This window comes from Mycoplana sp. BE70, from assembly GCF_031455855.1.
In the GTDB taxonomy this organism is placed as follows: Bacteria; Pseudomonadota; Alphaproteobacteria; order Rhizobiales; family Rhizobiaceae; genus Mycoplana.
This window is the reverse complement of record NZ_JAVDTM010000002.1, coordinates 67,771-91,758: the sequence shown is the minus strand read 5'-3', so window position 1 is coordinate 91,758 and position 23,988 is coordinate 67,771. Positions and strand designations below refer to the sequence as shown.

The following is a 23,988-nucleotide window of genomic DNA, read 5'->3' as shown; positions in this document are numbered from 1 at the left end:
TGCTCGCTGGACGAAGGTGCGCCTTCAATACTCCTTCTCATAGAATATCCCGGCGGCGCCGGCGCCGTTGCTGCCGGCTTCGCCGCGCAACTTTACGCCCTTGCCGATGTCCAGGTTGATCGCCGCCTTGCCGCCGCCGGTCTCCGGATCCTGCTTCAGTTCCAGATAGGTGCGGTCGTTCAGGTATTTGCCAGCCGATACCTGGGCCCGTCCCTGGGCGTCGGTGGTGATGTCGAGGTCGTCGATCCCGAGCCTGCTGCGAAGTCCGTTGAGCAGCGAACCGCCACCGCCGCCGCCGGCGAGATCGGCGACCGCTGCCGCGAGCTGGGCGATCTGGAAGGCGGAGAGGTTGTTCATCGAACGGCCAAAGATCAGGCGTGCCAGGATCTCGTCCTGTGGAAGGGCCGGCGACGAGGTGAAGGTGACGGACGGATTGTTGGCCGGCCCGGCGATGTTGATGTTGATTGTCGTGGCGCTGACGCTGGAGGTCGCGACAAAATTGATCGTCGGGACGAGGCCGCCGGTGAAGCCGATGTGGCCGCTCGTGAAATCGAGCCGCTTGGCAAGGATTTCCAATCGTCCGCGCAGCAGATCGAAGCCGCCGGAAACGATGGGACTGAGTGAGGTGCCACGCAGGGTCAGACTGCCGCCGAGTTCTGCGTTGATGCCGCGGCCGCGCACGAAAATCCGGCTCGGCGCATCGATCCGCAGGTCCAGCCCGATACCGCGCACTTCTCCGGAGCCGCCCCCCTGATCACCGCGGAGCGCTGCCGCCATCGCCTTGACGTCGGCCGGCGCGTTGCGATGCTTGATGTCGATCTCGGCAAGCGACCCCGGCAGTTGCTGCGGGATGGTAATGTTGGCTCGCCGGATCTCGATGCGGCCGCCGAGAACGGGGCTGGCGAGCAACGGTCCTCTGACCGTCAGCTCACCGGTGAGGTTGGCCGTCACCAGCCGGCCGTCGACATAGGTGACGTCGTTCAGCCTGATCGCCAGATCGGCCGGGAAATCGGACCCCGGGACGATGCCGATGGAACCGGTCGCGGAGATCTGGCCGCCGGTTGCGACGCGGCCGGTCAACTGCTGGATCACCGCCTGCCGGCCGTCGAGCACCACGCGGGCCGTCAGGTTTTCGATCGAGACATTGCGCCTCACATCGACCAGTTGGCTGCCGGAGGTCGTGATCGTGCCGGTGACGGATGGGCTTTTCGCAGGCCCCCTGACGGCGAGGTCGACCGTGGCATTGCCGGTCAGCATGAAGCCCTGCTGGGCGAGTGGCCCCTGCAGGAGTGCGAAGGGCAAGGTGCCGGAGACAGTCAGGTCGAGGGTCATATCGCCCGTGACACCCGCGGTACCGCCGCCCCTGAAAGCGAGCCCGTTCGGACCGGTGAGCCTCGTTTGAACCTGCACGATGTTGTTGGCGAACTGCCCATCGGCGCCGATGGTCAGCGGGCCAACGCCGGCAGAGCGGGTCTGGGTTGTCGCCGCATTGCTCCAGGTCAGGGCGTAACTCACCTGTGGTGCCGCAGCCGTACCCTTGACGTTCACCGTGCCACCGATCGAGCCCTCCGCCCCGAGCCCAGCCGAGAAGGTGTTGGCCAGGCTGGCCGGCACGGCATTGACCCTGACGGCGAGGCTGAGGTTTTCACCCGCGGTGCCGCTGACCGCGATAGCGCCACTGCCGGTGCGGATCGTGAAGTCGTTCATCGAGACCGCATTGCCCCGGACTGTCAGGACCGCGGGCCGGTCGAGCCGAACCGCAATCCCCCGCGGGGTGGCCTGGAAAGCATCGAGCCCGATCGCCATGCCGCCCTGCTGTTGCTCCACCGAGCCTTTGACCGCAAGCGGCGCGCCATCGTAGCGGGCGTCGAGATCGAACAGAGTCTTGGCACCCTGCTGAGAGAAATTCAGTGCCAGCGCGTCCACTCGGTTGGTGGCGGAGGCAAACGTCTCGGCACGAACGCTGCCGGAGATGGCGAGCGAGCGAAGATCGTCGGTCTTCAGGTCGACGCGCGGCTGGACAATGCGGAACTGGTCCCGCGTGATGCCGGAGCCGGACGCCTGGACCGAGATTGCAGTCTTGCCGCCCACCGCGGTGATGCTGGCCGATCCGGCAAGGTCGCCCTTTGCCTGTTGGCCGGCCATCGCCGCCAGCAGGCCGATGTCGGGGAAATCAAACTTGACGGTGCCGTCCGGCAGGAAGTTCGTATCCAGTTTCAGGGCACCGGTCAGCACGTTCTCGCCGATGCGCGCGTCGATCGACGGAACGGAAATCCTGCCATTCTCGGAAACGACGCTGGACTTGACGTTGATCGCCTGGCCACCGATCGCGCCCGTCGCGGTGAGGTTTCCGGACGGCCTTGCCCGGTCGGCCGTGCCGTCGAGCGTGACGACGAGGTCACTCAGCGTGCGGCCGGCGAGTTCCGCGCCGCTTGCCTGCAGTTCGGCCTTCACGCCGAGTGCTGCAAGCGGCCCAGTCGCTGTCGCCTCAAAGGTTGCCTTGCCCTTGGCGTCGGCGAGCAGCTTTGAAAGATTGGGCAGCGTACCGGACAGCCTTGCTTCAAGAGTTTCTCCGGCAAGCTTCGCCGTTCCGTTCGCCGTGATCGTGCCGGAGGCAAGGTCGAAGGACTGGATGTTGATTGCACCATCCGCCCCGCGGACGATATCCGCCGTCAGTTGGAGAGGCGTGTCGAGGCGGGCGGACAGCGCGGGCGGCAGCGCCGTTGCCGCAACGCTTGCTTCAACCTTTGCCGCCGCCGATGCATCTTCCGTGACGAAGTGGCCATCGGCTTTGACGTTCAGGCCGGTACCGTCGATGGCAACGTCGTTGAAGTCGATGCGCTGCGGCGTGACCGAGAGCGATGCCGTTGCGTTGAGCGGCGCCTGGAGCAGCCGGTTGGCGTCAGCGTTCGAAAGGTCGACCATCGCGGCCGAGATGCCCGCTTTGAGGTTGCCTCGGCGGTTGATCAGGTCGAAAGCATCGCTAGTGACGACGACGTCGGCGCCCGACACCGACCCCTGCGGCGCCTGTGCCGATGCAACCGTTGCCGCAAGCGATATCGCCGCTGCTTTCAATTCACCGGAAAGCGTCAGCTGCGCCGTCTCGATGCGAGCGACCGCTTCGCCGTCCTCGGTGGGAACCCGGTACTCCGCGGGGCCCCCGTTGGCTCCGCTCAGGTTGATCGCAAGGCTGCTCTTGCCGGCCGGGTTGGCGGAACCGGAAATGGAGATGACGCCATCACCGGCATTGATCGCGAGATTGTCGAAGGAGATGTTGCCGTCGAGAATGGAGATCGAGGCCGCTTCCTTCAGCGACAGCGGCATGCCGGCGACCGCGGCATCCAGGGTCCTGAGCGCGATCACGGTCGTCGCATCCTGCCGGGCGACATCGCCCTTAAGCGCCAGCGGCGCGTTCTCGTAGCGTCCGGCAATGTCGAAGCCGGTAATGCTTCCCGAGTGCGTGAAGGTCACAATCGGGGCTTCCAGGTCGTTTTCGCCGACGCGGGCAAGATCGGCGCGGAGCGTACCGGAGACGGCCGCAGACCTCAGGTCCTCGATGGTGGCCTCGAGAACCGGCTTGAAGATTGCCGCGGTGTCGCGGCGGATCTCGGTTCCCGTCGCGGCGACCACCAGGGATCCCTTGCCGTTCGCGTTGGCAAAGGTCAGCGTGCCGGCGAGATCGCCGGTTGCGCTCTGGCCGGCGAGCGTCGCCAGCGTCGACAGGTCTGGGAAATCGAAGCGGATCGTGCCGTCCGGCAAAAGACCTTCGCCGAGCGTCAGCGCGCCGTTCAGCTTGTTGTTGCCCACAATCGCCTCGAGCGTCGGTACCGAAATTTGGCCGGCGTCGGAGACGACGCTGGACCGCACGTTGATCGGCTGGCCGTTCATGGAGGCAGTCAAGGTGAAGTCGCCGGCGGGCGCTGTCGCGGATGCCTTGCCGTTGAGATCGATGGCAATGCTGTCGAGTGTCCGGCCTGCAAGCCCCAACTGGGCGGACGTGATCTTCGCCTTTACGCTGGGCTCGATTACAGGGCCGCTCGCGGTTGCGTCGAAGGCGATCTCGCCGCTGCCGCCGGAGATGAAGGCGCCGGCATCGATCAGCCGCCCGACAAGCTTTGCCTGCAGGCTGCCCTTGCCAAGGCTCGCTTCTCCCGTCGCTTCCGCCACGTTCGACTTGAGCTGAAGGTTCGAGAGCGACAAGGCACCACCAGCTCCGAGCGCTGCCTCTCCCTTGAGTGCGATCGTTCCCTGCACCCGCGAAGCCATAGCGTCGGGCAGGACCTCCGGTAGCGCGAACAAATTGAAGGTAGCCGTTCCCGTCGATGGTGCCAGTTGATAGCTGCCGGTGATCTGGCCGCCGATGCTGCTGCTTTCGATGGCGACAGGGGCGAAGCTCACTTGCTCGGGGGAGAAGGCAACGGCCGCGTTGACCTTCAGTGGCGTGCCGACGAGCCGTTCGAGATTGGGGTCGGACATGGCCGATCGTTCGGCGATCAGCGTCACGTTCGCATGTCCTGTTTTCGTCGAGACGTTCGTATCGGCGCTGCTGGCCGTCAGAAGGACGCTCTCCAGCCGTCCCTGCGGCATCGTCGCGCTGGCGAGGTTGACGTTCAGGTTGACGGCGGTCGCTTCGGCGGGGCCGGAGGCTACCAGCTGAAGTCCGTAGAGATCGGCTGTGAAATCGCCATTGGCCATCGGCCAGCGGACCGGGATGGGCGTCGCGCTGTCGGCACCCGTCAGTCGGATGTTGAGGTTGTTTTCACCCGTAGTCTGCAGCGAGCCGGCCGCGTTCAGCGACAGCGCGCCCGTCGCCACGAGGCCACGCTCGATGCGCAGGAGGTCACGGCCGTTGGTCGCGGCGGCCACGTCGATTGCCGTCGTGCCGGCGAAGAGCGGCCGCAGGTGCGGCGGCAGCAACGCCTCGAACGTGCCGCCGCCCTTGAGGGCGACGGTGTGAAGGCCGCTGGTGGACTGGTCGTGGCGCGCGTCGAGGGCGAGCACTTCGGTTCCATCGAGCGCCGCCGTCAGCCGCCCGGCCCATGCCGACAGCGGTCCATCGCCGGTCAGGCGCACGGCCACGGCGGGTTCACCGGGTATGAGCAGCGCGCGGGCGAGCATGCCACCCGGCGGCTCGGTGATGTCCGCCTTCAGCAGGAGCTTGTCCTCGGCGGGATCGAACACCAGGTCCACCAGTGCGGAGATGCCGGGCTGGTCCTTCGCCGTCAGGGCAAGGTTCAGCGCAATGCTCTTGCGGTCGAAGCCACCGCTACCGGAAAGGCGCAGGCGCTGTTCAATGCCGGCCACATCTGCGGCCAAGTTGATGTTCGGAACCTCGATGCTGTCGACCTGCACGGTGACGGGCAGGGAAAACGCCTTGCCGCCGGATGCGGTGCTGGTTTCGCTTCCCTGAACCGGCCGGCGCGACATGAGCATATCGTTTGCGGTGAGGCGCTGGGCGTTGAACTGCAAGAACAGCAGATCGAGTGGCGACCAGTCGACGGCAACGTCGCGGATTTCCGCAAAGCTGCCTTCCCGATCGCTAAGCGTGATCGCGCCGGCGCGGAAGCGGCCCGTCAACAGACCGGACGGTTCGGTAATCGCAATCCGGGTGTCGGAATTGGCGGTTGCATCTTCAATGAAAGAGGCGGCGAGCCGGGCGCCGGCGTCGGTGAAGCCGACAAAGCCGATCACGCTCAGGAGGACCAGAACGAGGAGGGCGGCAACGTAGCCGACGTAGCGAAGCGCCTGCTGCAGGAATTTGAAGAACCGGCTCATGATTCAAGTCCTAAAGCATAACCCCGAAAACCGGAATCCCCGAACGGAAAGCACGCTTCAAAATGTGCTCGCGGCGTCAATTAAAAGGCCTGCCCCACGCCGGCGTAGATCCCGAAAGAGTCGCCGTCGGCGTAGGGGTTCAGAGGAACTGCGACATCGAGCCGGATCGGCCCGAAGGGCGTGGCGTATCGCAGGCCGATGCCGGCGCCGGCGCGGATGTCGCTGAAATCGGGGATCTCGTCGCGTGAAACCGTGCCCGCATCGATGAACGGCACGATGCCGATCTTTTCCGTGACGTTGACCCGGACCTCCGCCGAGGCGAGAACGTAGGAGCGGCCACCGATCGGGTCGCCGTCGCTGTTTCGCGGCGAGATATCCTGGAAGCCGTATCCGCGGACCGTACCGCCGCCGCCGAGATAAAAGCGGCGGGGAGCCGGGATGTCGGGCAGCGTCGACGCGCCGACGATCGTGCCCGCGCCAAGGCGGCCTGCTAGCACTACGCGTTCTTCGGCGCCGAGCGCCTGGTAGACCGATCCGGAGGTCTCGAAGCTCGAGAAGAACGTGCTGTGGTCGAATTCATAAGTCGGTTTGGCGTTGATCATCGCCCGATAGCCGGTCGTCGGGTTGAGCTTGTCGTCGCGCGTGTCGCGAACGTATTCGATCGGAACGGCGGCTGTCAGGTAGGTGTTGTCGCCGAATGGGTCGTTCACGCCCATCCAGGCGCCTTCGCCGCCGATGGACACCGTGTCGCGGTCCGTCAGCTCGAAGGTTGCGCCGACCGCCAATGTCAGGCTCTTCGCATAGTATGCGTCCGTGTCGGCAATCGCGGCCTTCAGGCTCGCGGTGAAGGTCGATGCCGGACCAAAGGCGCCGGGTTTGGCGAACAGGAACCCGGCGGAATAGCCGATGTCGTCGAAACCGCTGCCCTCGCCGATGCCGTTTACCGTCCCCTCGATCCGCAGCGACTCGGCGCGGCCGAACAGGTTGCGGTGGCCCCAGTAACCCTGGAGACCAAAACCGTCGATGGTCGAGAACTGCGCGCCAGCGCCGAAGTAGCGCTGCTTGCCTTCCGATACTTCGATCGTCATCGGCAGCGTGCCGTCGGGGGCGAGCGTCTCGGCTTCGCGGATGGTCACGCTGGAGAACACGCCAAGCTGGCGCAGCCGGTCAGCCGCTTTGGTCAACCGTTCCGGCGAGTATGGCTGGCCGGCATTGATGCGCGAATAGTATTTGACGAACCCGGGATCGACACCCTTGGCCCCGGCCACGGTCACATCGCCGACACTGGCGACCGGTCCGCCCTCGGCACCGATGACGACATCGACGGTGTTGGTCTTGTGGTCGGCAATCGCCTTCCGGTCGGTGAGTTTGGCCAGCGGCCGCCCCTCCGCCTTGAGGTCCGCCACCACCTTCTCACCGGCCTTGATGATGATGGTCGAATCCGCTCGGGCGCCGTGAACCAGCCCATAGTCCGCAGGCGAGCGCCCGGCGGCGTCCCCTGAAAGCGTCACGGTTCCGAAGGTGAAGGCCGGGCCGGGGCGCACCGTCACCGCAACGGGTACTTTGCCGGAGGGAAAATCGGGAAGGGGCGGCAACGAATCGAGCGGTGTGCCGTTGATGCGGATCTCGACCACGCCGCCGTAGCGGGCCTTTTCGTAGAGGGTGGCCAGGATTCGGTCGCGATCGTCGCGCGCCTTGATGACGAGGCCGAGATCGCCGGAGACCGGCTTTCCTTCGTCCTGCTTCAACAGGGTGCTTGCCTCGATCGCCTTCTTGAGTTCGTCGTCATCGGTGCCGGCATCGAAGGTCAGCGTGTAGTTGACCGGATCGATGACCTCCGCTTCCTCCGCGTCGCGCTCGAAGAAGCGCATGCCGAAGATCTTGAAGGCAAAGGCGGGCGTGGCGGCAGGCAGAATCACGAGTGCGGTCGCGATCGCTAGGCTCGTGCCAGCTCGCAAGAACGCAATACTCAATCTCGGCCGGTCGATACGCTGCCGCATCCGCTGTTGTTGCCTTTCCCGTTCCGACGATGGACCGGCTTCTGCCCGTCTCTCCTCAGATTGTGCGGCACTCGCAGTCCGAACGACGGTCTGTCACGCCACGCAGGCTGGCTTTGAGCCTAGCCTGTTAGCATTTCCCTAAGATTAACGGCGGTTCCAGCCGGTTGGGAAGAAAATTCGCAGTGTGGAGAGGATTTCCGCCGCGACCGTTGCATTAAGGCAAAAGACCCCGGACGATGCCGGGGTCTCGTGAAGCTTTTCGCTGTGTTCCGCTTTGGATCAGCAACGGTCGATGTAGCGACGGCCGTAGCGGTCGCGGTAGTAGCACTGGCCGGGCTGGTCGGTGACGTGGCCGATGACGGCACCGCTGACGCCGCCGATAGCAGCACCGACGGCTGCGCCGCGGACGTTACCGGTGACGGCGCCGCCGATGATTGCGCCGGTGGCTGCGCCGATGCCAGCCCCCTTCTCCGTCTGCGTGCAGCTTGCGACCGACAGGCCGATCAGCACAAGCGCGATGGCTTTCTTCATGCAAATCTCTCCAAGGTTGTGCCGGTGCAGGTAGGCGCCAGCTTCTCGAATGTCCCCCAAATCGGCGTTGCCGATTCGCATTTAGGCAATGTCACAAACGCGAACAATACGGCCGAAAATGGGGAAGTCTATGGGCGCAAAGTATTTTTTTGCTTCGTGAATAAAGGCATGGCGCCTGCCGTTCCTGTTCGTTTCAGCGTAAAAATTTCGATTGGCCGGCAAAGAAGCGGTTGATCACAGATTGAAAAGGACGAATGATGCGGTGGCTGCAGGGTCGGACGGCGAGGGGGCGTCACGGTCCGTCGGGCGGACTGATAAATGGTCCCGGTTGCAGCGCGGAATTTGCAGGTGTTTCGGTTTTTCGAATTCGCCGCCAAAGCCGATTTCGGATCCGGAATGCCTCGCGGGCGTGAACCACGAGGGAGGAACGAATGACGAAGGTAACGATGACGGTCAATGGCCGGCAGGTCAGCGGTGACGTGGAGGACCGCACGCTGCTCGTCCACTTCATCCGCGACAAGCTGGGCCTGACCGGGACGCATGTCGGCTGCGATACATCGCAATGCGGCGCCTGCGTCGTGCACATGGACGGCAAGTCGATCAAGAGCTGTTCCACCTTGGCGGTCCAGGCCGCCGGCGCCTCCATCACCACGATCGAAGGTCTCGCCCAGAATGGCGAACTGCATCCGGTGCAGGCGGCCTTCAAGGCGAACCACGGCCTGCAATGCGGCTTCTGCACGCCGGGCATGGTTATGACCGCGGTAGACATGATCAACCGCTACGGCGGCAAGCTGGATGAGAAGACGGTGCGCGAGAACCTGGAAGGCAACATCTGCCGTTGCACGGGCTACCACAACATCGTCAAGGCGATCCTCGCCGCCGCCGAGGAGATGAGCGCCGGCCGCCAGGCGGCCGAATAGCCTCGCGAATAGAGAACAGCCAATAGCCAGAAGGACAAGTCCGATGGTGTTGGTGGCCGGAAAAGGACTCTCTGTTCGTTGAATCCTCGGCTGCTTCCTATCGGCTCGACGTATCTCGGGAGGAGATGACTGATGGGTGTCGATGGTATCGGGGCGCGGGTGGCGCGCAAGGAAGACAAGCGGTTCCTGACGGGCAAGGGCCGCTATACGGACGACATGGTCGTGCCGGGCATGAAGCATGCCGTGTTCGTGCGCTCGCCGCACGCGCATGCGAAGATCAAGAGCATCGACACGTCGGCCGCGGAGAACATGCCGGGCGTGATCGGGATCCTGAACGGCCAGCAGATGCAGGCCGACGGAATCGGCAATCTCATCTGCGGCTGGATGATCCACTCCAAGGATGGCAGTCCGATGAAGATGGGCGCCTGGCGGCCGCTCGCGCATGAGACGGTGCGTTATGTCGGCGATGCCGTTGCCGTCGTCGTCGCCGACAGTGTCGGCGAGGCGCGGGATGCGGCCGAGCAGGTCGCCGTCGAGTACGAGGAACTGCCGGCGGTGACCGATGCGGTGACGGCGCTGCAAAGCGGCCAGCCGCAGCTCCACCCTGAGGCGTCCGGCAATCTCATCTACGACTGGGCGATCGGCACCAGCGAGGCCGACACGGACGCGGCGATCGCCGCTGCGGCCCATGTCACCGAGATGAAGATCCTCAACAATCGCCTGGCGCCGAACCCGATGGAGCCGCGCGCCGCACTCGGCATTTATGACAGCGCCGAGGATCACTACACCTGCTACACCACCAGCCAGAATCCGCATGTGGCGCGGCTGGTGATGAGCGCCTTCTACAACGTCGCGCCCGAGAACAAGCTTCGGGTGATCGCACCGGACGTCGGCGGCGGCTTCGGCTCGAAGATCTTCATCTACCCGGAGGAGATCGTCTGCCTATGGGCGTCCAAGCGCACCGGCGTTCCGGTCAAGTGGGCGGCCGACCGCACCGAAGCCTTCCTCACCGATGCGCATGGCCGCGACCATGTCTCGGCCGTGAAGATGGCCTTCGACAAGGACAACCGCATCACCGCGCTCAAGGTCGACACGATCGCCAACTTCGGCGCCTACATGTCGCTCTTCTCCTCGGCAGTGCCGACCTATCTCTATGCAACGCTGCTGTCCGGCCAGTACGACATTCCGGCGATCCATGCCAACGTCCGGGCGGTCTATACAAACACCTCGCCGGTCGATGCCTATCGCGGGGCAGGGCGGCCGGAGGCCACCTATCTCATCGAGCGTACGATGGAGACAGCGGCACGCGAACTTGGCGTCTCGCCGGCGGAGTTACGGCGGAAGAACTTCATCCGCTCCTTCCCCCACCAGACGCCGGTGATCATGAACTACGACGCCGGCGATTATGAAGCCTCGCTCGAGGCGGCGATGAAACAGGCAGACTGGGCCGGTTTTGCCGGGCGCAAGGCGGAGGCGGAAAAGCGCGGCAAGAAGCGCGGCATCGGCATGAGCTGCTACATCGAGGCCTGCGGGATCGCCCCGTCGGCTGCGGTCGGCTCGCTCGGCGCGGGCGTCGGCTTGTGGGAATCGGCGGAGGTGCGGGTGAACGCCGTCGGCACGGTCGAGGTCCTCACCGGTTCGCACAGCCACGGCCAGGGCCATGAGACGACGTTCGCCCAGCTCGTGTCCGACCGGTTCGGTGTGCCGATCGACAACGTCTCGATCGTCCACGGCGACACCGACAAGGTGCAGATGGGCATGGGCACCTATGGCTCGCGCTCCGGCGCGGTCGGAATGTCGGCGATCGTCAAGGCACTCGACAAGGTCGAGGCCAAGGCGAAGAAGATCGCAGCCCACCTGATGGAAGCCGACGAGAGCGACATCGTCATCGAGAATGGTGAGCTGAAGGTGGCGGGCACGGACAAGTCGGTGCCCTGGTTCCAGGTCGCGCTCGCCGCCTACACCGCCCACAACCTGCCCGCCGGGATGGAGCCGGGCCTGAAGGAAGGCGCCTTCTACGACCCGTCCAACTTCACCTTCCCGGCCGGCTGCTACATCTGTGAGGTCGAGGTCGATCCCGACACCGGCAAGACCGAGATCATCCAGTTCGTCGCCGCCGACGATTTTGGCAACATCATCAATCCGATGATCGTCGAGGGCCAGGTGCATGGTGGAATCGCGCAAGGGATCGGCCAGGCGCTGCTCGAGGGTGTCCACTACGACCCGCAGACCGGGCAACTGCTGACGGCGAGCTACATGGACTATGCCATGCCGCGCGCCGACGACCTACCGTCCTTCCAGGTCTCGCACCAGAACACCCCCTGCCCGAACAATCCGCTCGGCATCAAGGGCTGCGGCGAGGCCGGCGCCATCGGTTCGCCGCCGGCGCTGATGAATGCCATCACCGACGCGATCGGCAACAACGATCTCACCATGCCCGCCACGCCCCAGAAGGTCTGGGCGGCGGCCCATGCGGCCCATTGAGGGAGTGACAGGATATGTATGCAACGAACTATCATCGCGCATCCTCGGTCGCTGACGCTGTCCGGCTGAAGGGGGCATCGGACGACGGCAAATATGTCTCCGGAGGAATGACGCTGATTCCGACCATGAAGCAGCGTCTCGCAGCGCCCACCGATCTCATCGATCTCAGGCATGTGCCGGAGATGAAGGGGATCAGCGTCTCCGGCGACACGGTTCGCATCGGCGCGGGCACCACCCACGCCGAGGTCGCTACCTCCGCCGACCTGAAAGCCGCATGCCCGGCGCTGGCCCATCTCGCGTCCCTGATCGGCGACCCGCACGTGCGACACATGGGTACGATCGGCGGTTCGATCGCCAACAACGATCCGGCCGCGGACTATCCGTCTGCCATGCTGGCGCTGGGCGCGACCATCGAGACCGACAAGCGGAAGATTTCGGCCGACGACTTCTTCACCGGCCTGTTCGAAACGGCCCTGGAGGAGGGTGAAATCATCGTCGCCGTCAGTTTTTCAAAGCCGGACAAGGCCGCCTATTGCAAGTTCCCGAACCCGGCTTCGCGCTATGCGATGGCCGGCGTTTTCGTGACGAAGGGGGGCGGTGGCGTCCGCGTCGGGGTCACCGGTGCGGGTTCCAACGGGGTGTTCCGCCACGCGGCGATGGAGAAGGCCCTGTCTGCCAACTTCTCGTCCGGCGCGCTCGCCAACGTTACGACGGACCCGTCTGACCTCCTCTCGGACATCCACGGCAGTGCCGAGTACCGGGCAAACCTCGTCAACGTGATGGCAAAGCGTGCCGTCGCGGCGGCCTGATCGCTGCATGCACCTTGCCTGACAAGGCCTTGCGGGGCGGCGCGCGCCGCCCCGCAATCGTTCTTGCTTGACATGCATCAAGTTGGGATGGTTTTTGACCTTGTAGCCTAACTTGCAATGTTTCAAAGGTCGGTGCGGATTTGCCGCAGCGTCTTTGCGTTGCGAGTGGCCCGCCAGAGGTATAGGCGGAGGCGGCGAAGTGGGTGGCATACTCCGCCCGGATGTGCCGGGAAACCGGTCTGGAGACAGTGATGGACTTTGAGGCTTTCTTCAAAAACGAACTCAGCGGGCTGCATCAGGAAGGCCGCTATCGCGTCTTCGCTGAGCTGGAACGCCAGAAAGGCAGTTTCCCTAAGGCGACACGCCATACGGATTCGGGCGTGCAGGAAGTCACAGTCTGGTGCTCCAACGACTATCTCGGCATGGGGCAGCATCCGACCGTCACCGAGGCGATGAAGCTTGCCATCGACCAGTGTGGCGCCGGTGCTGGCGGCACCCGCAACATCTCCGGCACCAACCATTATCACGTGCTGCTGGAGCGCGAGCTTGCCGATCTGCACGGCAAGGAGGCAGCCCTTCTGTTCACCTCCGGCTATGTCTCCAACTGGGCCGCACTCGGCACGCTCTGTTCGAAGATCCCCGGCATCATCTGTTTCTCCGATGCCGGCAATCACGCCTCGATGATCGAGGGCATCCGCCATTCCAAGTGCGAACGCGTGATCTGGAAGCACAATGACCTGAAGGACCTGGAGGCGAAGCTCGCCGCCGCAGACCCGAAGGCGCCGAAGCTGATCGCCTTCGAATCGGTCTATTCGATGGATGGCGACATCGCCCCCATCAAGGAAATCTGCGACCTCGCCGACAAGTACGGCGCCATGACCTATCTCGACGAGGTCCATGCCGTCGGCATGTACGGCCCACGCGGCGGCGGTGTTGCCGAGCGCGAAGGGCTGATGCACCGTCTGACGGTGATCGAAGCCACGCTCGGCAAGGCGTTCGGCGTCATGGGCGGCTATATTGCCGCCTCTGCTGCACTTTGCGACTTCATCCGCTCGTTTGCTTCCGGCTTCATCTTCACGACCGCGCTGCCGCCGACGCTCGCCGCCGGCGCCTGCGCCGCAATCCGTCACCTCAAGGAAAGCCAGGTCGAACGCTTCGCCCATCAGGAGCGGGTGCGCCGGCTGCGTTCGCTGCTCGACAAGAACGGCATCCCGCACATGCCGAACCCGAGCCATATCGTTCCGGTGATGGTCGGCGACGCCGCCAAGTGCAAGTGGATCTCCGACCTGCTGCTGGACAATTATGGCATCTACGTCCAGCCGATCAACTATCCGACGGTCCCGAAGAAGACCGAGCGCCTCCGCATCACGCCGACGCCGTTGCACTCGGACGCGGATATCGACCATCTGGTGGGCGCGCTGCATGCACTATGGTCGCGTTGTGCGCTGGCTCGTGCCGTCGCCTGACAAAGGCGCCTGATCGACAGGAAACTCCAATGGCCGCGGCTTACGCGGCCATTTCTATTTTGGCGATCACCTCGTCGGCGCGTCGGCGTGCTTCCTCATCGACCGCAAAGACGTCCGCCATCGACGAAGCAGCACCCCAGTCCACCATGGCATCCATGACCACTTCGGCGACATCGGCCATTTGAAGAAAGCCGATGCGTGCACCGACGAAGGCTTGGAACGCGACCTCTTCGGCGGCATTCATCACCGCGCCCTGGAGTCCGCCGCGCTTCAGCGCCGTGCGTGCGAGCCGTAGCGCAGGGAAGCGCTCCTCGTCGGGTGCCTCAAAGTCCAACCGCGAGAGCTTGGCGAAGTCCAGCCGCTCGACATTGAGCGCCGGCCGCCTCGGATAGCTCAGAGCATAACCGATCGCTGTTCGCATGTCGGGGCAGCCGAGCTGCGCCAGCACCGATCCATCGCTGTAGCCGACCATCGAGTGAATCACCGATTGCGGATGTACGACCACCTCGATCTGATCGGGCCGGACGTCGAACAGATGCTTGGCCTCGATCATTTCCAGGGCCTTGTTGAACATCGAGGCGCTGCCGATCGAAATCTTCAGGCCCATCGACCAGTTCGGATGGGCACCGGCAGCGGCTGCCGTGACCCCGGCCATCTGTTCGCGCGACCAGGTGCGGAACGGACCGCCGGATGCCGTCAGCACGATGCGCTCGACCGCGTGGCGCTGGTCGGCCTCGAGCGTCTGGAACACGGCACTGTGCTCGCTGTCGACCGGGATCAGCCGCCCGCCGCCGGCGGCGACCGCTTCGACGAACAGATTTCCAGCGGTGACCAGGCATTCCTTGTTGGCAAGCGCAATGTCCGCACCGCGCTCGGCGGCGGCCAGCGTCGGCGCCAGGCCAGCGGTACCGACGATGGCCGCCATGACCCAGTCCGAGGGTGCGGTCGCAGCTTCCAGGAGGGCGCTGCGGCCGGCGCCCACGGCAATGCCGGTGCCGGACAGCGCGCTTTTGAGTTCGTCGTAGCGGCGCTCGTCGGCGGTAACGGCCAGACCGGCGCCGACGGCCTTTGCCTGTCTTGCCAGCAGTTCGATATTGGCGCTTCCGGTGACGGCGACCACCTCGAAGGCGTCACGTCCGCCAAGCTGTTCGATCACGTCCAATGTGTTCGTGCCGATCGAGCCGGTCGAACCGAGAATGGTGACGCGGCGCCTGTTCGCCTCGTTGGGGGCCATAATTGTCTTCCGCGATCATTTTATTGTCTAGTTGAGGCTCTACAGCCGATTGCCGCGCGCAACAAGCTGTTGATGCGCGCGTTCCTGGACACGTCGGTGTGCACAGGCTTGACGTTTTCAATGGAGCCGCCATAACGTCGCCACTGGCGAGCAATGGTTCGCCCAGGTGATTTTGGAGGTTGTTTGTGCGGTTCTCGGTAAATGCGCTCGCGGCTCTGCTGCTGTCTCTCGGCTCTGCGTCGAATGGCTTCGCCGCGGACACGCTGCCGCCGGGACTGAGCGCGACCTGGGTGGTCGAGGACCTCAACGGCAAGGGGGTTATTGACGACCTCCAGACGACGCTGGAAATCCGTACCGATGGGTCGTATGGCGGCAATGGCGGCTGCAACACCTATCGTGGCAACCTGAAGTTCGGCAATGAAGGTGAGGTAACCTTTGCGCCGGCCGCAGCCACCCGCAAGATGTGTGCCCCGGCGGTCATGGACCAGGAGCAGAAGTTCTTCGATGCGCTCGGCACCGTCAAGTCGTGGAAGCTCGAAAACGGACTGCTGCACCTCGCCGACAAGGACGGCGGTCATGCGATGCGATTGGCGATGCTGAGGAACACGACCGACATTGTCCTGCAGGTTCCGAACACCATAACGGTCGATCGGCAGACCGTTGCCTATGATTGTGATGGCGATCTCAAGGTGAGGGCGGACTACATCAATGCGGAGTCCGTCTCGCTGGCAATCCTCTCTTTCGGCGACAATTTCGTGATTGCCAGCAACGTGCTCTCCGGTTCCGGCGCGCGCTACGCGGGCGGGCAGTTCGAGTGGTGGACGAAGGGTGACGAAGGCACGCTGAAGGATCTCACCAAGGGCGCCGAAGCGCCCGGCATCGCCTGCCACAGGGCCCCCTGATACCACGAGCAATCACGGAAGCGGATCGCTTCCGTGCCCTTCCACGGAGACACCCATGGCTCATTTCCGCGTCGGACAGAAGGTCGTCTGCATCAACGATACCTTCAAGAACGTCTCGATCGACCAGGGAATTCGCAAGGGACAGATCTACACGGTCCGCTGGGTGGGCCAATACCGGCACTACGTCGACGGCGATTTCTACGGCATCAAGCTGATGGAGCTCTATCGCGGCAACGACGATGGCCCGGAGGGCTATGGCGCCGTGGACATGCCCTTCCGGGCGAGCCGCTTCCGCCCGCTGGTTTCCGACCGCATCAAGAGCATGCTGGGCATCAAGGCGCCGAGCCCGAAGGTCGAGGCGCGGCCGTCGATCGTGCCGTCGGTAAAGCCGAAGCCGCGCGTGACGACGCCGGAGAGGGAAGAGGAAAAGGTCTAGCGTTTCGCCGTTAGCTCATCATTCGGGATGGGGAAGATCGGCGCTCGACAGGTGGTGATCCCAGATGGATTCGAACCATCGGCCTCAGGATTAGGAATCCTGCGCTCTATCCTGCTGAGCTATGGGACCACTGACAGAACCCATACAAAAGCCGGCGCTTGAAGCCAAGCGATTTTAGCATTCTCTCGTCAGGAGCCGAGGCGGCAAACGGATACGGCAGCGCGATCCGTTTGCCGCTGCAGTTTCAGGCGGCGAGCCGCGTTTCTGCGAGCTTGACCCAATAGCTGACGCCATAGGGGATCACATCGTCGTTGAAGTCATAGGCCGGGTGGTGGAGGCCGGCCGTATCACCGTTGCCGACGAAGACGAAGGCGCCCGGGCGAGCAAGCAGCATGTAGGCAAAATCCTCGCCGCCCATCATCGGGTCGAGCGCACCGTTGACATTGCTGCCTCCCGCAATCTCGCCGGCGACAGCCAGTGCGTGTCCGGTCTCGGCATCGTGATTGACCACCACCGGATAGTTGCGCTGGTAGTGGACGCTGATTTCGGCGCCGTTTGCGCTCGCAAGTCCGGCGCAGACCTGGCGGATGCGGGCTTCGGCCTCCTCGCGCAGCGCAGGGCTGAGCGTGCGCACCGTTCCGCCCAGCCGCGCCTCCTCGGGAATGACGTTGTGGGCGAAGCCGGCATTGAACTTCGTCACCGAGACCACGAGCGAGGCGATGGGGTCGGTGTTGCGCGAGACGAGCGTCTGCAGCGTCGTGACGAGCTGCGCGCCGATGACGATCGGATCGATCGTCCTGTGGGGCTGGGCGGCATGACCGCCGCGTCCCTTGACCGTGATGTCGAACTCGTCGGTTGCGGCCATGATCGGGCCGGGGCGAGTGCCGAATTGGCCGACCGGCATGCCCGGCATGTTGTGCATGCCGTAGACCTCGTCGATGCGGAACCGCTCCATCATGCCGTCCTTGACCATCTCGTTGCCGCCGCCGCCGCCCTCTTCGGCCGGCTGGAAAATGACGGCGACGTTGCCCGCGAAATTGCGCGTCTCGGCGAGATACTTCGCAGCCCCCAGCAACATCGCCGTGTGACCGTCGTGGCCGCAGGCGTGCATCTTGCCCGGCACCGTCGAGGCCCAGGGCTTGCCGGTCGTCTCGGTGATCGGCAGGGCGTCCATGTCGGCGCGCAGCCCGATGGTCCGGCCCGGTCCCTTGCCCTTGATCAGGCCGACAACGCCGGTGCGCCCGATACCCGTCACGATCTCGTCCACGCCGAATTCTTTCAGCCTGTCGGCGACGAAGGCGGCGGTCTTCTCGACAGCGAACATCGTTTCCGGATGCTGATGGATCTGGCGGCGCCAGCCGGCGATTTCGTCCTGCAGTTCTGCGGCGCGGTTCAAAATGGGCATACGCTGTTCCTGTCACCGTTGCGGCCGAAAATCGGCCTTTCTTTAATCGAGGGCTTTGCCATGAGCCTGCCATATAGGCTAAATAGGCGGAGCATTCGAGACAACTCCCGATTTTCCGAGGACTGGCACTTGCAGATTGCTGAACGGTTCATGCGCCGCAGGATGGCGTGCATTGGAGCAACGCTTGCCGCCACCTTGCTGGCGAGCGCGGCGTTGGCAGACACGGGGCCGCGTCTGCTTGTCGACGTCAACACGCTCAAGGTGATCGAGCATCGCGATGCCTTTCGCAAATGGTACCCGGCTTCGCTGACCAAGCTGATGACCGCCTATACGGTCTTCCGGGCCATCAAGGCCGGCGAGATCACGCTTGAAACGCCGGTGGTGATGACGAAGAACGCCGCCGCCGAACCGCCAAGCAAGATGTACTTCAAGCCCGGCCAGTCCCTGACGCTCGACAGTGCGATCAAGATCATGATGGTCAAGTCGGCGAACGACGTGTCCGTCGCGATCGCGGAAGCCGTCGGCGGCTCCGAGCAGGGCTTCGTCGACCGAATGAATGCCGAGGCGGCGCGCATCGGCATGAGCTCATCACATTTCATTAATGCGAACGGTCTGCCCGGCAAGGGGCAATACACGACTGCCCGCGATCTCGCCGTGCTCGCCGTGACATTGAAGCGCGAGTTTCCGCAGCACGCTCCGTATTTCGCGCTGGAAGGCTTCACTACCGGCAAGAAGCAGTATCCGAACTTCAACATGCTGATCGGCCGGTTTGACGGCGCCGACGGCATGAAGACCGGCTTCATCTGCGCGTCGGGGTTCAACCAGGTTTCCTCGGCCACGCGCAACGGCCGCAGCGTCGTCTCGGTCGTCCTCGGCGAGGAGAGCCTTGGTGCGCGCGCCGACGAATCGGCGCGCATGCTGCAGAAAGGATTGACGGAACGCGGCGGCGGGCCGACGCTCGGCGGGCTTGCCCCCTACGGCAACACCGGAGAGGTCGCCGACATTTCCAAGGAGATCTGCAGCCAGTACGCCGCGAAGGTACGCAGCGAAGGGCGCGACGAAGCGGGCCGCCAAAAGCTGCTGTCGCCCTATATTCGCGAAATGAACCGACCGCCGCGGTTCGTTTTTGCCGGCCTGATCTCCGGCAGCACGGCGAAGGCCGGCGCAAACGAGCAAGCGTCGGTCGGCGACGTCGGCGACGCCGCGAACATCCCGATCCCGGTCCCCCGGCCGACCTTCTGACAGGAAAGCGCACATGTCAGCCGCTGATCGCACCGTGCCGGTTACCATCCTGACCGGCTTCCTCGGTGCCGGCAAGACGACCTTGCTGAACCGGCTGCTCAAGCATCCGGACCTCACCGACACGGCCGTCATCATCAACGAGTTCGGCGAGGTCGGGATCGACCACCTGCTGGTCGAACGCTCCGGCGACGGTATCATCGAGCTCTCCGATGGGTGCCTGTGCTGCACGATCCGCGGCGAACTGGTCGACACACTCGCCGATCTGATGGATCGGATGCAGACGGGGCGCATTCGACCGCTGAAACGCGTCGTTGTCGAAACCACCGGATTGGCGGATCCCGCGCCGGTGATCCAGGCCGTCATCGGCCATCCGGTCATCGCGCACTCCTTCCGGCTCGACGGGGTCGTCACCGTGGTCGATGCGGTGAACGGTCTGTCGACGCTTGCACAACACCCCGAATCGGTGAAGCAGGTCGCCGTGGCGGACCGCCTCGTCCTGACGAAGGCGGCGCTGGCAGGGGCCGGGGCGGTGGACCGGTTGACACCGGCGCTGGCTGAACTCAATCCGAGGGCTGCGATCTTTGATGGGGACGATCCTGCCGGGATCGCGCCTTCCGTGCTGGCCTGTGGACTCTACGATCCGGACTCCAAGATCGCCGACGTGGGGCGCTGGTTGAGCGACGAGGCGCATCATGATGCGCACGACCACCATCATCATGCGCATGATCACGACGATCATAATGCGCACGGTGAAGGCCTGCATGGCCATCAGCATGTCCATGACGTGACCCGTCATAGCGCGTCCATCCGGTCCTACTCGATCGTGCACGACCGCCCGATCGACCCGATGGCGCTCGACATGTTCGTCGATCTCCTGCGTTCCGCCCATGGCGAGAGGCTGTTGCGAATGAAGGCGATCGTCGCCTTGTCCGACAATCCGGAGCGCCCGCTGATCCTGCACGGCGTACAGGCCGTGTTCCACCCGCCGGAGCGGCTTTCCAACTGGCCGGATCCGTCCGACCGCCGCACGCGCATGGTGCTGATCACGAAGGATCTTCCGGAAGAGTTCGTGCGCGATCTCTTCGATGCCTTTGTCGGCAAGCCCCGCATCGACCGCCCGGATCGCGCGGCGCTGGAAGACAATCCGCTGGCTGTGCCGGGCCTCAGGCTCTGACATCGAAACTCGGTCTAATTTCGGACAGGGCGGCTTGGACCGCCCTGCCGAGTCGTCAGGCCATCAGTCGCATGCAGGCGTTCTCGAACGGCAGGCCTTCGTCGTCCTGCGCGCGCCGCGAGAGCTCTTCAAAACCGAGGCTTTTGTAGAAGCCGAGCGCCTGCGTATTGGCGGTATAGACCTCAAGGCATAGTTCCCCCTTCAGTCTCAGCGCGTGGGACACCAACGCCCGGCCGGCTCCGAGCCCCTGTCGTTCGGGGGCGACGAACAATGCGCCGATGAACGTATCCAGGAGGCTGATGAATCCGACCGGCTCGCCCCGATGGCAGGCGACCCAGGTCTCGGCTTTGGGGAGATAGATCGTCTCGACGGCGACCCGTTGCTCCTTCAAACGCTTCTCACCGATGAACGAATGTGCGCGAACAGATGCATCGAACCAGATGGCCGACAGTTTTTGGAGATCCGACGCCTCTTCATAGGCGCGGATGAAAAGATCCACATGTTTCATGATTTTCCGTAGAATAGAGTACACAGAATAGCGCCCACGGGACGCCATGCGCCACCGCGTCAAAAGCGGCTCTCAAGTTGGGCTTCTGCGCATCAATCTCCTTCTACCGATGCCGACCCTATAGGCGCTGCGGAGATGGGAGGCAAGAACGGCTGTCGATGCTCAGGACTTCTTCCGGATCAGGAAGCGGTGGCCGCCCTCGGTCTTTTCGTTGGCCTCGAGCGCATGGCCCTGCTCGCTGCAAAAATGCGGTATGTCGATGACGGCGAGCGGGTCGGTCGTCTCGATCCAGAGCGCGGCTCCTGCGGGAAGCTGTTCCAGCCGCTTCTTCGTCTTCAGGACCGGCAGCGGGCATTTCAGCCCCCTGAGGTCGTAAATCTCGGTCGCGCTAGTGGCGGCGCTGCTCATTGCTTCTTCCAGAACTTCCAGAACGGTGCCTTCTGGGTGGAGCTTGCATCGGCGGTGGTCTCGGCGGCAGGGGCCGTCAACGAAGTGCCGTCACCCGCGGCGCCGGTTTTCTGGGGAGGCTGAGCCTCCTCCGTCGGCTGCTGCTGCGTGGCCGCGGCTCCATTGGCGGCGGCAATATTCGCCTCGGCTGCTGCTGTGGCGGGTTGAGGTGGCTGCTGCGGAGCGGCAGGGACTGCCGTGGTGGCAGCGCTTCCTGCTGCGCCGGACGCGGCAGTGGTCGGGCTCGACCAGAGCTTCCAGAACGGCTTCTTTGCGGCATCGGCATCGGCCTGAGCGGAAGCAGGGCCGGGATTGCTCTGAGGTACGGCCACGCCGGTGCCTGTCGCCTGCTGGGCAGCCTTCTGCGACGCGACGTCGTCGGCGAGCTTCTGCAGTTCGGCTGCCTTGCGGGCTTCCTCCTCCTGCTTGGCTTTCTCCGCCATTTCGACCTTGCGCTGCGCTTCTTCCTCGGCTTTCTTCTTGTCGGCCTCGATCTGCCGCACGCTCATCAGCTTGCCGGCGTCGATCGAGTTGCCGGTCGGCGCATAGGCGAGCTCGCGCCCCTTGCGCTTGTCGGCAACGATCGCCTTGCGCTGGGCTTCCGACGGCTCGAGCCAGACGGTGCCGTCGTACTTCTTCATCGCCTTGGCATAGTCGGCGGCGTAGGTCTTGTCGTAGGCGGTGAGGGCAACCTGAAGCGAGGCCGGCGTCGACATGGCCGGGCATTGCGCGCTGGCGCTAAGGGCGCCGTCCGCAGCCTGCTGGTTGAAGACATACTTCTTGTCGCAGACGCCGATCTCCGGCGGGCGCTTGGTGACATGGAAATGGTCGTAGCCGACCTTCAGCATCTTCCAGAACTCGATGTTCGGATTGTCGCGGTGACGCGCCATGTTCTCCGCGGTCATGCGGAACGGGAAGGCCTGAAGCTGGATCGCCTTCTGCCCACCGTTGAAGGAATCGCGGGCGAACGCGAAGATCTCGACCATCTGTTCGTCGGTCATCGAATAGCAACCGGAGGACGAGCAGGCACCGTGGATCATCAGGTTGGTGCCGAAGAAGCCGTTCGCCTGGTCGTATCGGTTGGGGAAGCCGGTGTTGATCGCAAGATAATACTGCGAATTCGGGTTCATGTGCTGCGGGCCGAGCGGATAAAATCCTTCAGGCGCCTGACGGTCGCCTTCCTTCTGCTTCGGGCCGAGCTTGCCGGACCAGGCGCAGATATTATAGGTCTTGATCATCTGGAAGCGGTTGGATCGGTCGGCCTTCCAGACTTCCAGCGTTCCCTCTTCCTTGAAGATGCGGATCATCAACGGCGCGTTGCGGTCGATGTTCAGCGAGGCCATCTTGGAGACGACCTGGCCGGAGAGCTGGTACTGCGTCTTGTTGGAAACTTTTCTGACGTCAACGCCGACGCTGTCGAGCGTCTCGTTGGTGCAGCCGGCGGTGGCGACGGCGAGCAAGGAAACGGCGGCGAGTACCTTAAGGCGCATGCGTCAGTTCCAAAAAATCTGTCTACTTCATCCATACCGGCACGCCGGACACGGAATCATAGGTGTTTATACTTAATCAAGTGTTAGCCGGGAATCCTTCGCTCGATCTGTGGATACGCTGAAAACACGGGAATATGTCCAAGGTTTGGCCATATTCCCGTCAGCGGTGTGAAATCGGTGGGTTCGCGCAGCGTTTCCGCTCAGAGTTGCCGGCCGATGTTGAGATAGCGCTGACGCCGGTCACGGCGCAACTGGTCGCCCGGCTTGGCGGCAAGATCGCGCAGTGCATCGGCCACGACGTTGCCGGTCGCCGTGATGACGGCCTCCGGGTCGCGGTGAGCGCCGCCGAGGGGCTCGGAAATGATGCCGTCGATGATTCCAAGCGCCTTCAGGTCGTCGGCGGTAATCTTCATGTTGCTCGCGGCCTCCTTCGCGCGGGTGGCATCCCGCCAGAGAATGGAGGCAGCACCTTCCGGCGAGATCACGCTGTAGATCGCGTGCTGCAGCATGTAGACCCGGTCGCCGGTGGCGATCGCGATCGCGCCGCCGGAGCCGCCTTCACCGAGAACGACGGAAACGATCGGGACGCGCACGTTGAGGCACATCTCGGTCGAGCGTGCGATCGCCTCGGCCTGGCCGCGTTCTTCCGCGCCAATCCCCGGATAGGCGCCGGCGGTGTCGATCAGCGTGATGATCGGCAGACCGAAGCGGTCGGCCATTTCCATGACGCGGATCGCCTTGCGGTACCCTTCCGGCCGGGCGCTGCCGAAGTTGTGCTTCAGGCGCGACTTGGTGTCGTTGCCCTTTTCCTGGCCGATGATGGCCACGGACTGGCCGCGGAACCGGCCGAGGCCGGCCTGGATCGCCTCGTCCTCGGCAAACTTGCGGTCGCCGGCAAGCGGCGTGAATTCTTCGAACAGCTTTGCCGCGTAGTCGAGAAAATGCGGTCGCTGCGGGTGGCGGGCAACCTGCGTCTTCTGCCACGGCGTGAGCTTCGCATAGATGTCGACCATCGCCTCGCGGGCACGCCCCTCAAGCCGACTCACCTCGTCAGACGTGTCGATGCTCTGGTCCTCTTCGGCGAGTTTGCGCAACTCGTGAATCTTGCCTTCGAGGTCCGAGATGGGTTTTTCGAAGTCGAGGTAATTGTGCATGAGATGCGTTT

The 23,988-nt window shown here is 64.0% G+C and carries 17 protein-coding genes and 1 tRNA gene; 8 read left to right on the top strand and 10 right to left on the bottom strand.

Translation table 11 applies throughout. From position 1 onward, the window contains the following. Positions 1–24: 24 nt before the first annotated feature. The 3 genes from J2Y48_RS03810 to J2Y48_RS03800 all read right to left on the bottom strand — a co-directional run bounded on the left by J2Y48_RS03810 (position 25) and on the right by J2Y48_RS03800 (position 8,306). Positions 25–5,775 carry a translocation/assembly module TamB domain-containing protein gene (locus tag J2Y48_RS03810; RefSeq protein ID WP_310412969.1) on the bottom strand — a complete coding sequence of 1,917 codons (5,751 nt, stop codon included), beginning with the start codon at positions 5,773–5,775 and terminating at the stop codon, positions 25–27. 80 nt (positions 5,776–5,855) lie between these two features. Beyond that, a complete protein-coding gene (locus J2Y48_RS03805) occupies positions 5,856–7,775 on the bottom strand; it encodes an autotransporter assembly complex family protein (protein WP_310412966.1) in 1,920 nt (639 codons plus the stop codon). Between the two features lie 279 nt (positions 7,776–8,054). Next, complete coding sequence (locus tag J2Y48_RS03800) at positions 8,055–8,306, bottom strand: glycine zipper domain-containing protein (protein ID WP_310412963.1); 252 nt, start codon at positions 8,304–8,306, stop codon at positions 8,055–8,057. Between the two features lie 431 nt (positions 8,307–8,737). Here J2Y48_RS03800 and J2Y48_RS03795 point away from each other — a divergent pair, with 431 nt between their 5' ends. From J2Y48_RS03795 to hemA, 4 genes are all read left to right on the top strand, one after another. After that, the gene (locus tag J2Y48_RS03795; protein WP_310412960.1) at positions 8,738–9,226 is read left to right on the top strand and encodes a 2Fe-2S iron-sulfur cluster-binding protein; all 489 of its coding nucleotides are present in this window, start codon (positions 8,738–8,740) and stop codon (positions 9,224–9,226) included. A gap of 132 nt (positions 9,227–9,358) precedes the next feature. Next, positions 9,359–11,710, top strand: a complete 2,352-nt coding sequence (locus tag J2Y48_RS03790; protein ID WP_310412958.1) for a xanthine dehydrogenase family protein molybdopterin-binding subunit — start codon at positions 9,359–9,361, stop codon at positions 11,708–11,710. A gap of 14 nt (positions 11,711–11,724) precedes the next feature. Further along, a complete protein-coding gene (locus tag J2Y48_RS03785; RefSeq protein ID WP_310412955.1) occupies positions 11,725–12,519 on the top strand; it encodes a xanthine dehydrogenase family protein subunit M in 795 nt (264 codons plus the stop codon). A gap of 251 nt (positions 12,520–12,770) precedes the next feature. Further along, entirely contained in the window at positions 12,771–13,985 is a 1,215-nt protein-coding gene (hemA, locus tag J2Y48_RS03780) for a 5-aminolevulinate synthase (RefSeq protein WP_310412952.1), read from the top strand. Between the two features lie 40 nt (positions 13,986–14,025). Here hemA and dxr read toward each other — a convergent pair whose 3' ends face one another. Beyond that, positions 14,026–15,219, bottom strand: coding sequence for a 1-deoxy-D-xylulose-5-phosphate reductoisomerase (gene dxr, locus J2Y48_RS03775; RefSeq protein ID WP_310412949.1), 1,194 nt, complete (start codon positions 15,217–15,219; stop codon positions 14,026–14,028). A 185-nt stretch (positions 15,220–15,404) separates the two neighbouring features. On the opposite strand from dxr, the gene J2Y48_RS03770 reads away from it, so the two are divergent. Together J2Y48_RS03770 and J2Y48_RS03765 are read left to right on the top strand one after the other, a co-directional pair. After that, entirely contained in the window at positions 15,405–16,121 is a 717-nt protein-coding gene (locus J2Y48_RS03770) for an META domain-containing protein (RefSeq protein WP_310412946.1), read from the top strand. A 55-nt stretch (positions 16,122–16,176) separates the two neighbouring features. Next, the gene (locus J2Y48_RS03765; RefSeq protein ID WP_310412943.1) at positions 16,177–16,557 is read left to right on the top strand and encodes a CAP-Gly domain protein; all 381 of its coding nucleotides are present in this window, start codon (positions 16,177–16,179) and stop codon (positions 16,555–16,557) included. Positions 16,558–16,609: 52 nt separating this feature from the next. Here J2Y48_RS03765 and J2Y48_RS03760 read toward each other — a convergent pair. Beyond that, positions 16,610–16,686: transfer RNA gene (locus J2Y48_RS03760), tRNA-Arg, on the bottom strand. 115 nt (positions 16,687–16,801) lie between these two features. Further along, positions 16,802–17,962, bottom strand: a complete 1,161-nt coding sequence (locus J2Y48_RS03755; protein ID WP_310412941.1) for a M20 aminoacylase family protein — start codon at positions 17,960–17,962, stop codon at positions 16,802–16,804. Between the two features lie 171 nt (positions 17,963–18,133). Between J2Y48_RS03755 and J2Y48_RS03750 the strand changes: the two genes are divergently transcribed. Beyond that, entirely contained in the window at positions 18,134–19,204 is a 1,071-nt protein-coding gene (locus J2Y48_RS03750; RefSeq protein WP_405030163.1) for a D-alanyl-D-alanine carboxypeptidase family protein, read from the top strand. A gap of 13 nt (positions 19,205–19,217) precedes the next feature. Then, positions 19,218–20,378, top strand: a complete 1,161-nt coding sequence (locus J2Y48_RS03745) for a GTP-binding protein (protein ID WP_310412935.1) — start codon at positions 19,218–19,220, stop codon at positions 20,376–20,378. Between the two features lie 55 nt (positions 20,379–20,433). Here the strand turns inward: J2Y48_RS03745 and J2Y48_RS03740 are convergent, their stop codons facing one another. The 4 genes from J2Y48_RS03740 to J2Y48_RS03725 form a co-directional block, all read right to left on the bottom strand. After that, positions 20,434–20,886, bottom strand: coding sequence for a GNAT family N-acetyltransferase (locus J2Y48_RS03740; protein WP_310412931.1), 453 nt, complete (start codon positions 20,884–20,886; stop codon positions 20,434–20,436). Between the two features lie 162 nt (positions 20,887–21,048). Beyond that, the gene (locus tag J2Y48_RS03735) at positions 21,049–21,294 is read right to left on the bottom strand and encodes a sulfurtransferase TusA family protein (RefSeq protein ID WP_310412929.1); all 246 of its coding nucleotides are present in this window, start codon (positions 21,292–21,294) and stop codon (positions 21,049–21,051) included. Continuing rightward, on the bottom strand, positions 21,291–22,823 hold the full coding sequence (locus J2Y48_RS03730) for a L,D-transpeptidase family protein (RefSeq protein WP_310412926.1): 1,533 nt from the start codon (positions 22,821–22,823) through the stop codon (positions 21,291–21,293). Before J2Y48_RS03730 ends, J2Y48_RS03735 begins: the two co-directional genes overlap by 4 nt. Before the next feature lie 200 nt (positions 22,824–23,023). Continuing rightward, positions 23,024–23,977 carry an acetyl-CoA carboxylase carboxyltransferase subunit alpha gene (locus J2Y48_RS03725; RefSeq protein WP_310412921.1) on the bottom strand — a complete coding sequence of 318 codons (954 nt, stop codon included), beginning with the start codon at positions 23,975–23,977 and terminating at the stop codon, positions 23,024–23,026. Positions 23,978–23,988: the final 11 nt, after the last annotated feature.

What these genes read in the sequence shown, in the direction of transcription:
- J2Y48_RS03810 (WP_310412969.1), bottom strand. Translation starts at nt 5,775, where the DNA reads ATGAGCCGGTTCTTCAAATTCCTGCAGCAGGCGCTTCGCTACGTCGGC.
- J2Y48_RS03805 (WP_310412966.1), bottom strand. Translation starts at nt 7,775, where the DNA reads ATGCGGCAGCGTATCGACCGGCCGAGATTGAGTATTGCGTTCTTGCGA.
- J2Y48_RS03800 (WP_310412963.1), bottom strand. Translation starts at nt 8,306, where the DNA reads ATGAAGAAAGCCATCGCGCTTGTGCTGATCGGCCTGTCGGTCGCAAGC.
- J2Y48_RS03795 (WP_310412960.1), top strand. Translation starts at nt 8,738, where the DNA reads ATGACGAAGGTAACGATGACGGTCAATGGCCGGCAGGTCAGCGGTGAC.
- J2Y48_RS03790 (WP_310412958.1), top strand. Translation starts at nt 9,359, where the DNA reads ATGGGTGTCGATGGTATCGGGGCGCGGGTGGCGCGCAAGGAAGACAAG.
- J2Y48_RS03785 (WP_310412955.1), top strand. Translation starts at nt 11,725, where the DNA reads ATGTATGCAACGAACTATCATCGCGCATCCTCGGTCGCTGACGCTGTC.
- hemA (WP_310412952.1), top strand. Translation starts at nt 12,771, where the DNA reads ATGGACTTTGAGGCTTTCTTCAAAAACGAACTCAGCGGGCTGCATCAG.
- dxr (WP_310412949.1), bottom strand. Translation starts at nt 15,219, where the DNA reads ATGGCCCCCAACGAGGCGAACAGGCGCCGCGTCACCATTCTCGGTTCG.
- J2Y48_RS03765 (WP_310412943.1), top strand. Translation starts at nt 16,177, where the DNA reads ATGGCTCATTTCCGCGTCGGACAGAAGGTCGTCTGCATCAACGATACC.
- J2Y48_RS03755 (WP_310412941.1), bottom strand. Translation starts at nt 17,962, where the DNA reads ATGCCCATTTTGAACCGCGCCGCAGAACTGCAGGACGAAATCGCCGGC.
- J2Y48_RS03745 (WP_310412935.1), top strand. Translation starts at nt 19,218, where the DNA reads ATGTCAGCCGCTGATCGCACCGTGCCGGTTACCATCCTGACCGGCTTC.
- J2Y48_RS03740 (WP_310412931.1), bottom strand. Translation starts at nt 20,886, where the DNA reads ATGAAACATGTGGATCTTTTCATCCGCGCCTATGAAGAGGCGTCGGAT.
- J2Y48_RS03735 (WP_310412929.1), bottom strand. Translation starts at nt 21,294, where the DNA reads ATGAGCAGCGCCGCCACTAGCGCGACCGAGATTTACGACCTCAGGGGG.
- J2Y48_RS03730 (WP_310412926.1), bottom strand. Translation starts at nt 22,823, where the DNA reads ATGCGCCTTAAGGTACTCGCCGCCGTTTCCTTGCTCGCCGTCGCCACC.
- J2Y48_RS03725 (WP_310412921.1), bottom strand. Translation starts at nt 23,977, where the DNA reads ATGCACAATTACCTCGACTTCGAAAAACCCATCTCGGACCTCGAAGGC.